The sequence below is a fragment of the Vibrio sp. S12_S33 genome (genome assembly GCF_963889785.1).
In the GTDB taxonomy this organism is placed as follows: Bacteria; Pseudomonadota; Gammaproteobacteria; order Enterobacterales; family Vibrionaceae; genus Vibrio; species Vibrio aestuarianus.
Genome location: NZ_CAWPQZ010000042.1, coordinates 17,374 through 29,710, shown reverse-complemented (window position 1 = coordinate 29,710; position 12,337 = coordinate 17,374). Strand labels below are relative to the sequence as shown.

At 43.2% G+C, this 12,337-nt stretch carries 11 protein-coding genes, 1 tRNA gene and 2 pseudogenes; 7 read left to right on the top strand and 7 right to left on the bottom strand.

The genetic code is table 11. The features are described 5' to 3' along the window. Positions 1 to 160: 160 nt before the first annotated feature. Complete coding sequence (locus AACW06_RS15750; protein WP_192075789.1) at positions 161 to 838, bottom strand: MaoC family dehydratase; 678 nt, start codon at positions 836 to 838, stop codon at positions 161 to 163. Between the two features lie 322 nt (positions 839 to 1,160). Here AACW06_RS15750 and AACW06_RS15745 point away from each other — a divergent pair. The 7 genes and pseudogenes from AACW06_RS15745 to AACW06_RS15715 form a co-directional block, all read left to right on the top strand. Further along, positions 1,161 to 1,251 (top strand) — tRNA-Ser (locus AACW06_RS15745). A 79-nt stretch (positions 1,252 to 1,330) separates the two neighbouring features. Beyond that, positions 1,331 to 2,668 carry a tyrosine-type recombinase/integrase gene (locus tag AACW06_RS15740; RefSeq protein ID WP_192075788.1) on the top strand — a complete coding sequence of 446 codons (1,338 nt, stop codon included), beginning with the start codon at positions 1,331 to 1,333 and terminating at the stop codon, positions 2,666 to 2,668. Then, positions 2,661 to 3,044 (top strand): hypothetical protein, encoded by a 384-nt coding sequence (locus AACW06_RS15735; protein ID WP_171981813.1) that lies wholly within the window; start codon positions 2,661 to 2,663, stop codon positions 3,042 to 3,044. Before AACW06_RS15740 ends, AACW06_RS15735 begins: the two co-directional genes overlap by 8 nt. 9 nt (positions 3,045 to 3,053) lie before the next feature. Further along, the gene (locus AACW06_RS15730) at positions 3,054 to 3,242 is read left to right on the top strand and encodes a hypothetical protein (RefSeq protein WP_176245934.1); all 189 of its coding nucleotides are present in this window, start codon (positions 3,054 to 3,056) and stop codon (positions 3,240 to 3,242) included. Between the two features lie 233 nt (positions 3,243 to 3,475). Then, positions 3,476 to 3,871: a DUF6088 family protein gene (locus AACW06_RS15725; protein ID WP_171981547.1), complete on the top strand. Its 396-nt coding sequence runs from the start codon at positions 3,476 to 3,478 to the stop codon at positions 3,869 to 3,871. A gap of 34 nt (positions 3,872 to 3,905) precedes the next feature. Beyond that, positions 3,906 to 4,154: pseudogene (locus tag AACW06_RS15720) on the top strand (nucleotidyl transferase AbiEii/AbiGii toxin family protein); the annotation flags it as partial. A 35-nt stretch (positions 4,155 to 4,189) separates the two neighbouring features. After that, positions 4,190 to 4,294: pseudogene (locus AACW06_RS15715) on the top strand (type I restriction-modification system subunit M N-terminal domain-containing protein); the annotation flags it as partial. 47 nt (positions 4,295 to 4,341) lie between these two features. Here AACW06_RS15715 and AACW06_RS15710 read toward each other — a convergent pair. From AACW06_RS15710 to AACW06_RS15685, 6 genes are read right to left on the bottom strand one after another with little or no spacing between them, the layout of a single operon-like run. Beyond that, positions 4,342 to 4,515, bottom strand: a complete 174-nt coding sequence (locus tag AACW06_RS15710) for a hypothetical protein (protein WP_176245933.1) — start codon at positions 4,513 to 4,515, stop codon at positions 4,342 to 4,344. Positions 4,516 to 4,525: 10 nt separating this feature from the next. Next, a complete protein-coding gene (locus tag AACW06_RS15705; protein ID WP_192075787.1) occupies positions 4,526 to 5,302 on the bottom strand; it encodes a M48 family metallopeptidase in 777 nt (258 codons plus the stop codon). After that, positions 5,299 to 8,595 (bottom strand): type I restriction endonuclease subunit R, encoded by a 3,297-nt coding sequence (locus AACW06_RS15700; protein WP_192075786.1) that lies wholly within the window; start codon positions 8,593 to 8,595, stop codon positions 5,299 to 5,301. The genes AACW06_RS15705 and AACW06_RS15700 overlap by 4 nt, the downstream gene beginning before the upstream one ends. Next, complete coding sequence (locus tag AACW06_RS15695) at positions 8,588 to 9,637, bottom strand: PDDEXK nuclease domain-containing protein (protein WP_192075785.1); 1,050 nt, start codon at positions 9,635 to 9,637, stop codon at positions 8,588 to 8,590. Before AACW06_RS15695 ends, AACW06_RS15700 begins: the two co-directional genes overlap by 8 nt. Beyond that, positions 9,637 to 10,806 (bottom strand): restriction endonuclease subunit S, encoded by a 1,170-nt coding sequence (locus AACW06_RS15690; RefSeq protein WP_192075784.1) that lies wholly within the window; start codon positions 10,804 to 10,806, stop codon positions 9,637 to 9,639. The genes AACW06_RS15695 and AACW06_RS15690 overlap by 1 nt, the downstream gene beginning before the upstream one ends. After that, positions 10,796 to 12,328: a type I restriction-modification system subunit M gene (locus tag AACW06_RS15685; RefSeq protein ID WP_192075783.1), complete on the bottom strand. Its 1,533-nt coding sequence runs from the start codon at positions 12,326 to 12,328 to the stop codon at positions 10,796 to 10,798. The genes AACW06_RS15690 and AACW06_RS15685 overlap by 11 nt, the downstream gene beginning before the upstream one ends. Between the last annotated feature and the right edge of the window lie 9 nt (positions 12,329 to 12,337).

The following is a 12,337-nucleotide window of genomic DNA, read 5'->3' as shown; positions in this document are numbered from 1 at the left end:
CAATGAGTGGGAGCTTAATACTTGAACCTAGGCGAGAAAGCTCCTTCCCTAGAGTCGTGAAGAAAAAGCCAAGCCGATACCCTAGAAAATACAATGCCGCTCACCTTAAGTGAACGGCATTAGAGCATAACGCTCTCCTCTTTTTTAAATTCATTCAAAATTAAAAGTGCAGTTGAATCACGGAAGTAACAACGCAACCCGGTCTACGCACACCGTCAATCTCGATTTTGATTTCTCGTTCAATCTCTAAGCCTTTTTTAATCGGCGTTACTTTCAATAAAGTACTTACCGCTCGAACGCGGTTACCAGACTTAACCGGATAAGGAAACCTAACTTGGTTAAGGCCAACATTAACTACCATTTTTGCTGTTGGAAACATCAACTTACTCGGATCGACGCTATCGGTTAACTTAGGCAGTAAAGACAAGGTCAGAAAACCGTGCGCTATCGTTGTCTTGAACGGTGAATCTACCTCTGCTTTTTCTGGATCAGTGTGAATCCATTGCATATCTTCGGTGACTTGACCAAACTGGTTAATACGTTGTTGATCAACAGTCATCCAATCACCAATATGAATCACATCGCCAATTTGAGCTTGCAGTTGATTGTAGAGCGTCTGCGCTTCTGGCTTTAATTGAATAGGCTCAGCAACGGGAATATCTTCATTGACCACTGGTTGGTGAAAATCTCTAACCCAAGAAAACAACTGACGGCTATTTGTTCTATGTAAAAACTCCCCCCAGTACTCTCGTACTGTTGGAGACACCCAATGCATAAACTCAGATTGATACTTACTCATTGAATCACCGCGATGCTTAAAAAGATTCTCGACTTTCATCTAAACCTCAATGATTATCTAAAATGATGGAATTTGCTAATTTTGAAGCAGTTCACAGTTATCTGCAAACACTTTCGGGCGTACACATGTTCCCCCAACACCAATAAGGCGTTATTTTTCAAAAACATAAAAATAAAACACTATTTTATTGGCTTTATAATAAATAGAGTAATTACCTGAAAAATCAAATCAAAATATATCAATAAGAATCATCAGCGCTGGTACTAACTCTTTCACCTGTACAGCAATTGGCCAAACAGAACAGACTTAATAAATTATTACTTTACAAGACACTAGCCAAAAACTATTATTAGCGCCGCACGGAGAGATGGCTGAGTGGTCGAAAGCACCGGTCTTGAAAACCGGCAACCGTTAATAGCGGTTCTAGGGTTCAAATCCCTATCTCTCCGCCACATTCAAGCCCTTGATTTATCAAGGGCTTTTCTCGTTTTAAGACGATCAAATGTCACCTAATACAAATAGGTGATACATATGTATTTGATTAAATTGAGCAATAACGTGTTTTATACACGTATTTCCACTCCTGTTGCACTACAGACTTCTCTTAGTTATCCAAGAGAGATTCGTCTCTCACTTCTGACCAAACACCGTAGGCTAGCTTCTAAGCGGAATTCGCAACTTTCTGGCGTAATCCACACTCTACATGAACAAGCTTTAGCAGAAAGTATCCCTTATCCAGATTTTAAGATTAGCCTATCTACAAAAGTGGCGGAGATTCGCCAACAGTTCTGCTCGAATCTTCCGCATGTAGACAACCCACAGTCAAAAAGTACCTCAAGGAGTATTGAGACCCGAGCAATGTCTACTACTGCTCCTGCTCCTGCTCCTGCTCCTGCTCCTGAAACAATTGTAAACAGCAGTATGATTAGCAAACAAGAACTGATCACTGAGTTAAACAACTTTATTCATAGCAAACGGCTGGAGCAAGTCACACCATTGACTCTTACGCAGTTGAATCAGCGTTGTACTAATTTCTTGGATTATCTGACCAAGCAAAACGTCAGCTTATCTGCCAAAGCTGCCACCACCTACAGAGATCACTTGATTGAAAAAAGATTAAGCTGCAAAACGGTAAAAGAATACATTTCAGCTAACAAACAATTCTTTGATTACTGCGAACAGATCGAACTCATTGATAAAAATGTCTTCAAAGCCATAAAAGCACCGAAGAGTCGTGGTACAAAAGCATCACAGCAACGTGACCGCTGGCAGTTGAAAGAGATCAAAAGGCTATTCTCCAGCTCTGAATTTCGTAAAAAAGACGCTCAGTTTCAATGGACAACTAAACTGCAAATTTACCAAGGATGCCGCCCTTCAGAGGTTTGTCAATTAGCAACCCCTAATATCCAAATGATTGATGGCGTCCCATGCATCACGGTTTCCGATTCCGAAGCGGATCAGCGGCTAAAAACGTCTAATGCTTCGCGTATTGTTCCCTTGCACAATCAATTGATAAAAGAAGGGTTTCTTGAGTATGTGCAAGAGCGCCGAGAGCAAAAGCAGAAACAGTTGTTTAACTATAAACCACATGGCGAGAATAAAGATTGGTCATTTCGATACCGCACTAACTTAGGAAAACTACAAACAGCAATTGGAATGAAGCCGAATGCTCGACCAACGTCTTACTCATTCCGACACACTTTTATCGATGAGTTAAAGATTGCTGATACACCTGAGCATGTCGTTGCGGAGATCGTTGGTCATGCTCACCCTAACATCACGTATGGTCGCTATGGAAAACAAGCTCAAATTCAGCAACTACATGATGCTGTTAACAAATTCCCATGTCTGGAGGTGAGCGATGCGTAAACTAGCTAATTTTGAGCTTCAAGCCGTGACAGAAGCGTTGGAACATGCAGATTTCACTCAAGAATATGATTTTACGCATCTAGTCAGTTGTGGAATAAACATCGAACATATCCGCCGAGTTTATCGCCTTAAGTTGTCCTTAAAACGTAACCCCTCTAGAACGATTTTTGATGAGCTAGACAGTGTCTATTCAATTTATTCCACTATAGAGTCATTTAGCCAGCTAAAACTAATATTGGGTTATGAATTGCAAGATGATGAACAAGAACGTGAGGATAAGCTTCTGTTCCTAATGCACTTTCTTGAACAGCATGGAATGCGACTTCAAACGAATGGAATTCAAGTACCATTCTCAGTTTTCGTCAATTTGATGTAGCGAGTTGCTATGGATGATAATCAACTAATAGACAAGACACTTACTATAGATACTTTTGCCATGGTTAGAATTGTGAACGATGGAGATGCTTGGGTTCAATATGGTGACAATATTAAAATCGTTACCAGAGCGAAAGCAGCGAATATCACGGCGGAAGTACTTAAAGTCATTGCAAAAGAGCTGAATAGACAAGAGTAGTAACATCGAGACATGGCGGCTTCTGCCGCCTATTTAAAAATAATACAGAATCTAGCCGTTCAGAACCTAAACAAGGTGGCATGAACCATTTCGAGCAAGGTGATAATTTACGATCTTACAATAAATAATTAAAATACAAATAGTTAAATCTGATCTCCTTTATTTTTATGCCGTATTTCTTCTTGTTGAAATGCCGTATTTATTCCTATTGGCAACATGGTAAGTTGGTTCAAATGACAGCCGTTGAATGTATTTATCAAAAGATAAAACGCTCTAGACGTTACGTCTTTGAACGTAAAGACTTTGATGATGTAGCAAGCTACGACCAGGTTGGACGAGCGCTAAGACAACTAGTGAAACAAGGTGATTTGATTAAGATTGGCTACGGCCTGTATACCAAAGCCAAACTCAACAGCCTAACGGGTAAGCCTATGCCCACACACCCTGGCGGTACTGATGCACTGATGCGTGAAATTTTGAAGATGAAAGGCGTAGATTTTGAAATGGATAGCCTATCTTGGCAAAGCCTTTCAGGTCAGAGTACTCAAATCCCTTCATCCATCCAGTACTCATGGAACCCAAAGCAATTTAATCGCAAATTAGTCGTAGGTAACAGAGTACTTAACTAACAAAATTGACGATGAAAAAACTACTAGTGAAACACTCGCACCACTTTTTCACACGGTATTAAAAGAAGATATCCAACGTTTTGGCAACCAACATGCCGAGTTTGTCGCAGATCCTGTCAAAGAATTGAATCTCGGGTTACAAGAATTAGAGAGTAATCCCCTCTTTCGACAACGTTTTGATGACTTTGTAAAACCAATGGTATTTAACCCACAACCACACGATTTTGATACGTGCTTTGCTTCATTTAAACGAATTGCGAAGTCACTGATAACAACCATTTAGAGTAAGATACAAATAAACAACAGCTTGCCGCCAAAATTTGGGAATCGGCGAACCAGATGCATTCTAAAATTGAAGCCAACGACTACAAAGATTACATTTTGGGCTTCATCTTCTACAACTTCTTGTCTGATAAACAAGTTCATAACGATAAGTACGGCAATCAGATAGTTTTGCTGCTTTCTTCATATTAATCATCTATAACTTCAATCGTTACATGCTGAGCACCAAGATACGTGCCTTCATCCACTTCGTAGCGCAAGATTTCATCGCAATGTGGGCAATTAAAGGCTTCGTTTGGCTCAATGCATTCATCTTCTAGCCAATCCCAGCCAATATGTTTTTCACAAGTCGGGCATCTCATTTAGTAATCCTTATTCATTCAAATACAATTCCGCCATACCATCTAGCTTGCTTTTTACTTCTTTCCAGTTCGGCATTACGCTAGTTAATAAGCGCCAGAAACGCTCGCTGTGGTTGTATTCCGCGATGTGGCAAAGCTCATGTAGGATCACGTAATCAATGCACTCTTTAGGCGCTTTGATCAGATGAGGGTTGAGCATCAAGGTGCCTTTGGCAGAGCAGCTTCCCCATTGTTTTTGCATCGGCATAATGCGAAATGAAGGAATGCCCTCTACCCACGTTGCCTGCGGCAGAAGCTCAGCTAATCGTTCATGGAATATGCGCTCTGCACGAACGCCATACCAACCAGATACGAGTGCTTTGACGAGCTTTGGTTTATCTTCATTGAAGCGGTTGAGCGTGACTAACAGCTTGCCTCGTTCCATCTTCACGTTGGAAATGGCATCTTGGTCTTCAACCACCTTTAACACATAGCGACGGCCTAGATAGAATTGCATCTCACCACTCACGTAGTGTTTGGTTTGCACATATTCTAAGTGAGATCGGAACTCAACCAGTGCATTCCAAATCCATTGAGCGCGTTGCATGACCGCCTCATGGATTGCCGATTTTTCAGCATCTTGAGGCGCAGTAACAGCGACACAGCAATCTGGATGCACTCGGATGGTGATTTTCTTTTTCTTGCCTTCAGCAAATGCTTTGCGGATCACCTCGTAGGTAACAGCTTCATCACCATAGATGAAGCTATATTCCTCGATATTGCCTTCTTTATGATTAACAGAAGTCATGCCCTGCGACCTGATACACCGTTACCTGATAAGCCAAGACGGGTGATCTGAATGACATCCGCAATAATGGCTTGCGCTTTGTCTATACCAACATCATTAAACAGAAGTGGCAGCAGCCCTAAACGAATTTGGTTTTCAATCTCCGATGGGTTAATTGAAAACTCAGCAACCGCTTTACGCACAATGCCATCAATGTCTAACGCATACTGAAAACATTGGTTTTCCGTTAGTGGTGATGGTTCGCCTAGCACTTTTAGGAACAGACCATAGTAGGCTTGAACATGGCGTTTGATTTTAGGATCAAGCTCTGCAAAGCGATCCGTTGGTAATCCTGCCACATCGCGGTCTCTGACCTGCTGCTCGAAATCCGCAAATAGAAGATACTGTTTAACGGGGCTATCAAACATCTCCTTAGTTTTCTCAATAGCCTGCTTTAACAAGTTTGAGAAATACTCTTGGGCATACGGATCATCCGCCAAATCTTGCTCAATCATCTTGGTTACACGACCTGTGATGACATCCTTTTTGTTTTTGGCCTCATCATCAGTCATTTGCTCTGGTTTAGCATCTTTCCCCATGTTGCCAACCAGATAAGCGCCTTCTGGCTCTTCAATCGACACACCTGCAATGTGCTTGTCTAACATGGCGCGAATATTTTCCGAATACTCGTCGTAGTCCACGGTTTCCTCTGCATCAGCACGAACTTGCTGGCGCAGTTGGCTCATGGATTTCAGCGTGCTCTTGTATAAATCTCGCTTATTGTCGAAGCTCTTATCTTCAAAGTACGTCGCTGATTGAAGTGCTACTTTTAAGCAGTTAGCAAACGCGGTCAGCGCATCATAAAAATCATTACGCAGCTTTAAGTTGGTATCAGTTAGCTGACCATCAATGGTATCAATTTTAGGTGCCAAAGCCTGACGAAGTGCTTGTCCATCTTGCTTATTCTTCACACCAGAAAAAATTGCCCAAAGGTCATCATACAAACCTGGCAACTTCTTGTACTCGGTATCCATGCGGTTATATAAACCTTTGAGATCATCGATATCAAAGCCGCCTTGGGTACGTTCAGCCAAGTCTTGGTACTTCTCAATGGTGATGTCCAGCTCTTTGAGAATGCCACGATAATCAATCAAATAACCGAACTGCTTTTTGCTGTGTAGGCGGTTAACCCGTGCAATGGCTTGAATAAGGTTGTGCTGTTTTAAAGGCTTGTCGATATAGAGCACCGTGTTTTTAGGCTCATCAAAGCCCGTTAACAGCTTATCGACCACGATCATAATGTCGGGACCTTCATCCTTTTCAAATTCTTGGATGATGTGCTTGGTGTAGGCTTTTTCATCGCTCCAGCCTTTCTGTGCGACGTTTTCTTTCCACCAATTTTGCACCAGATCGGTACTTTCATTATCAACATTATCGTGCCCCTCGCGGGTATCAGGTGGCGACATCGCAACAACGGAAGTGACTTTACCGATTTGATCTAGCAGCTTTTTATAGCGGATCGCAGAGGCTTTAGAATCACAGGCCAGTTGTCCTTTCAAACCTTGCTGCTTGAAGTTTTGGAAGTGATCAGAAATATCGTGCGCAATTAGCTCTAATCGCCCTTCGGTTTGGTAGATTTGACCTTTTTGTGCGAACTTGCGCTTTAAGTCAGCGCGTTGCTTTTCCGATAGGGTATCGGTGATACGGTCAAACCATGCATCAATCGCTTTGTCGTTGGTGCTCAGATCAGGAATACGCTCTTCATACAACAGCGGCGTAACGGTGCCATCTTCAACGGCTTGCAGCATGGTGTAAGAGTGAATGATTTTACCGAACTTGTTCTCGGTTTTATCGTCTTGCAGCAGAGGCGTACCAGTGAAACCGATGTAAGCCGCTTTTGGCAAGGCTTGCTGCATTCGAATGTTGTTTTCACCGTTTTGACTGCGGTGCCCCTCATCCACTAATACGATAATGTCTGGGCTATCGTTGTAGCATTCTGGTAGGTTAATCGCCGTACCAAACTTGTTGATGATTGAGAAGATGATACGCTCATTGCCTTTACCTATTTGCTCAGCAAGGCGTTTGCCTGTGGTTGCCATCGCCCCTTTTTTGTCTTTATCTGACAGTGCGCCGCCAGAGGCAAAGGTGCGAGCAAGCTGATCTTCTAAATCCACACGGTCGGTAACAACCACAACGCGGCATTTCGCTAACTCTTTTAGCCAAATCAGTGCTTTTGACAAAAATACCATAGTGAAAGACTTACCTGACCCTGTGGTATGCCAGATCACACCGCCGTTACGTGCTCCCTTCTCATCAAAAGAAGTGATGCGCTCCACCAAGGCTTTGATACCAAAAACTTGCTGATAACGCGCAACAATCTTGCCTGCTTTTTTATCAAACAGGGTAAATAAACGGGTTAGCTCTAATAGGCGGTCATGGCGCAGTAAGGATACTAATAATCGATCTTGGTCTGTCACCACCAAATCACCGCCTGCAATCAGTGATAGATATTCATCTTTGATTGCTGGCGTGCGATGGCTGAAAATCGCATTCAGTTGCGCGTCATTCAGTGAGGTGTTCTTAAGGCGCTCAAAGGTGCTTTCACTAATTTCTTCTTCTTTCCATTTTGCCCAGAATTTCTCAGGTGTGCCGCACGTACCGTATAAGCCATCATGCCCATTGATGGACAACAACAGCTGGCTATAAGCGAACAGATGCGGAATTTCATCCACTTTTTGGTTACGGATGTTTTGCGAAATACCTTCGGTGATGGTGGGTTTGCCATTGATGCTGCTATCAGGGCGTTTTGCCTCTATCACGACCCAAGGCAAGCCATTAACGAAGCAGACCACATCAGGAATGCGTTTACCTGTACCACGGGCGTTATCAACTTCCATCTCTTCGGTGAAATGGAATTGGTTGTTTTCAGGCGTGTCCCAATCAATGATTTGAATGGTTGGGTTGGCTTTTTTACCATCAACAAACTCAGTGACACTAATGCCGTAAGTTAAGGCGTTATAAAGCTTTTCATTGGCGGCTTTTAGCCCTTCATTCATCGCAGGGTTAGCCAGCTCTTGCACGATTTTATCAATGGCAGCTTGCGATAAATGGCGCTCTTTGTTCATGAAAGAAAAGGTTATAAAGCTCAATACTTTGCGCAAAACCTGCGGCAAAATCACCGTGGTTTTGTTACCACGCATCACCATGCATTCACTTGGCGGAATAAATTGGTAGCCAAGGTTAGTGAGCAACGTTAACGCTGGGATTTTTGCGCTTTGTTCTTCTTTGAAATTCGGTAAATGAGGGTTAGTCATTATCAATGTGTCCTTGTTGCGCCAATAAGTGTTGACGTTCTTTTTCTAATTGATGACGCAGTTCTTCTTCGCTTGGCAGTGCTAACATGTATTTCGAGGCAAACAGTTGCTCACTGTCATTAAGCACCGAATACTTGGCAACCGTGCGGTTGTTGTCGGTACACAGAATTAAGCCGATGGTCGGGTTATCGTCACTACGGCGTTTCTTCTCTTCATACATGCGAACGTACATATCCATTTGCCCGACATCTTGATGGCTGAGTTTATGCATTTTAAGATCGATAAGCAGGAAGCATTTAAGGTGGAAGTTGTAAAACACCAAGTCTATAAAAAAGTCGCCATCCTCTGTGACAATACGCTGTTGACGCTCAACAAACGCAAAGCCTTTACCAAGCTCAAGTAGGAATTTTTGTAAGTTATCAATCAGAGCTTGTTCAAGTTCACTTTCTTGTAATGACACGCTCGGTAACCCTAAAAAGTCAAAGATGTAAGGATCACGCAGATAATCTTTTGCTGTTAATGCCAGAGCGGAAGTGTTGTGATTGGCTTCATCGATAACGGGTTGCAGATCTTGTTGTTTGGCTTGTGTTGACAGTAGTCGTTCGTAGTATAACGCGCCGATTTGACGTTCTAATGCTCGTGCTGACCAATTTTGCTCGATGGCTTCGTTGATATACCAATGGCGAGCAGATTCGTTTTCAATGCGAGTTAGGGTGCGATAGTGCGTCCAGCTTAATTCGGTACGCACTGCGTTCCAAATTGGGAAAACCAGATAAAACTGGCGCATATTGCGTAGGTTACGAGCATCAAAACCCTTACCAAATTCTTCTGTTAACGATACAGAAAGGCTTTTCAACACGTGCTTGCCATATTCTGCGCGTGTCTCGCCTTGCTGTTCATCTTCAACAATTAAGCGCCCGATGTGCCAGTAGGTTTGCACCATGGCGGTGTTAACGGCAGCGGCAACTTGTTTGCGTCCATCAACCAGTAAGGCACGAATGGAATCTAACAGTTCATTATGGATTGGTAAGGGCTTAGTCATTAGGCTACCTCGTTTACTTTCACGCGACGCTTACCCGTCAACAACTGCTGCATCAACGCCTTTTTCTCTTGCTTAAAGTGCGCAAGCTTGGCTTCTAACAATTCGATATCTTTATCGGCAGCAGTGAGGACTGAGGCAATTTTTTGTTGTTCATCTTTGCTAGGCAGTTGAATAGGCATTTTTTGAAACATAGGTAACCGTAGAGATTTTACTGTTGACCCAACCGCTTGAGACAAGAAGTAGTGACGAGTAAAACCTATGTAATAATACAAAAACTTACCTACTGATTTTTCGAAATTCATTATCGCGTAGGTTCTCTGGTGTAGGTCAAATTTTCCTTTGAAATACTTTGGTATGAAATCTTGTCCTTCGCCAGCAACAATTACTGCTTCTGAATCAAAAAGGTATCTACTGCTCTTCCTTATATCTTCAGAGCGATCAAAAAACGTATATTCGGCATCTAATGAAGAGTCTTCCCTGTTGGAGTTGCCCGTTGTGACGTAGCTAATATCACCCAACTTAACCTCTTCCCAATCCCCCTCAAACGCTTTACCTGTTTCAGGATCAATCAAACGCTTTTTGCCCGTCAACAACTGCTGCATTAAGGCTTTTTTCTGCTGCTTGCTGGCATCAATCAGCTTTTCAGTCGTTGCAATACCGCGATCCCATGTCGAGAGGATTTGAGCGATTTTGCGTTGTTCTGGGAGTGGTGGGAGAAATACGTCTAAGCTTTGCAGATCTGAAGTATCTAGTTTGCCAGCGCCAATTCCTGTACCTGTAACCATGTTCATCAAACGATGTTCATAGGTTAAAAACCAATACAGCAAAAATTCTGTAGTCAGTTCATCTGCATGAGGAACAAGACACTTTACATCTTGATTAAACGACACTTTTTTTGCAGTGATGCCTACAGGAATTTTATTCCAAAGCATACTGCCTCTAACAAGTAGCAATAAACTATCTTTAGGTGCCATTTTTGCACCGTTGCCGACAGCCAAATCAGTTATTCTTAGCTCTGATTTTTCGAAATAATGCCCTCGCATTGAAGCTGCACTAATCCAAGGGATTTCACCATTCCAATAATCTGGATTATTTTTTGAGGGGGTTCCGCCAGATGACCACTTAGTAATGCTTGATAGTGATTTAACCTCCCAACCATTAGGCACCATAACCCAACTCCTCTAGATAGCCTGCCATTTCCGTTTCTAGATCGGCTAGCTCAGTTTGCAGTGCCAAACGCTCACTGCGCACTGCCATCAAATCGATTTCCGCTTCTTCTTCAAACGTATCCACGTAACGAGGAATATTGAGGTTGTAGTCGTTATCTCGGATCTCATCGAGGGTTGCCACATACGCATACTTGTCCACGTTGTCGCCGCTGCGGTACGTTTTCACGATCTTGTCGATGTTTTCTGCTGTAAGAACGTTCTGGTTTTTTCCTGACTTAAACTCGCGCGAAGCATCAATGAACATCACATCGTTGGTGTCTTTCTTCTTCTTGAAGATCAAGATTGCCGCAGGAATACCTGTACCGAAGAACAGTTTTTCAGGTAAACCGATCACCGCATCCAATAGGTTTTCTTCAATCAGTTGTTGACGGATTTTACCCTCAGAAGATGCACGGAATAGTACGCCGTGAGGCACAACCACGCCCATGCGACCTGTCTCTGGTTTTAGGGTTTCAATCATGTGCGAGATGAATGCGTAATCACCTTTGGTTTTTGGTGGCACGCCACGGCGGAAACGACCAAAGTGATCGCTTTCTGCGTCTTCATGTCCCCATTTATCTAGCGAGAACGGCGGGTTTGCGGTTACTACGTCAAAGTGCAGTAAGCCACCGTTAGAGTCTTGAAGCTTAGGGTTGCGAATGGTGTCGCCCCATTCAATGCGGTGGTTGTCTTCACCGTGCAGGAACATGTTCATTTTCGCCAATGACCATGTAGAGCCAATCGCTTCTTGACCAAACAGGGCATACTGCTTAGAGCCGCCAAAGTTCTTTTGAACTTGCTTACCACACTTCATCAACAGTGAGCCTGAGCCACACGCAGGGTCGCAAATGCTGTCGCCTTGTTGTGGCTCTAGGATGATAGAAAGCAGATCCGATACCTCTGGCGGGGTATAGAATTCACCTGCCGATTTTCCGCTACCTGCGGCAAAGTGTTTGATCAGATATTCGTAAGCGTTGCCAATCACATCCAGCGAACCAACACGGCTAGGACGTAAGTTTAGAGTTGGCTTACCAAAGTCTTCCAATAGGTGGCGAAGAATGTCGTTCTTTTGCTTCTCATCACCCAGTTTATCGGTGTTAAAACTGATGTCTTGGAACACGCCTTTTAGTTTGGTGCCGTTGGCTTCTTCAATCGCGTGCAGAGCTTGGTCAATACGAGTCCCGTTACCAGCTTCAAAGCGGGCTTCATACAAGTCCCAGAAGGTTGAACCTGTTGGAATTTTAAATGATTGGCTGGCAAGCATGGCTTCAACCATCTCTTTGTTGTCACCGAACTGTTTAGTAAGTTCTTCCACTTTGTCTTGGCGTACATCTGAGATGTATTTTAAGAACAGCATGGTCAAGATGAAGTCTTTGTAGATGGATGGGTCTACTGTGCCACGGAACGTATCGCACGCAGACCAGACGGCTTTGTTGACTTGTTCTTGGTAAAGAGGATCTTGGTTGATTGGAGAATTTGGCATTTTTCCTAG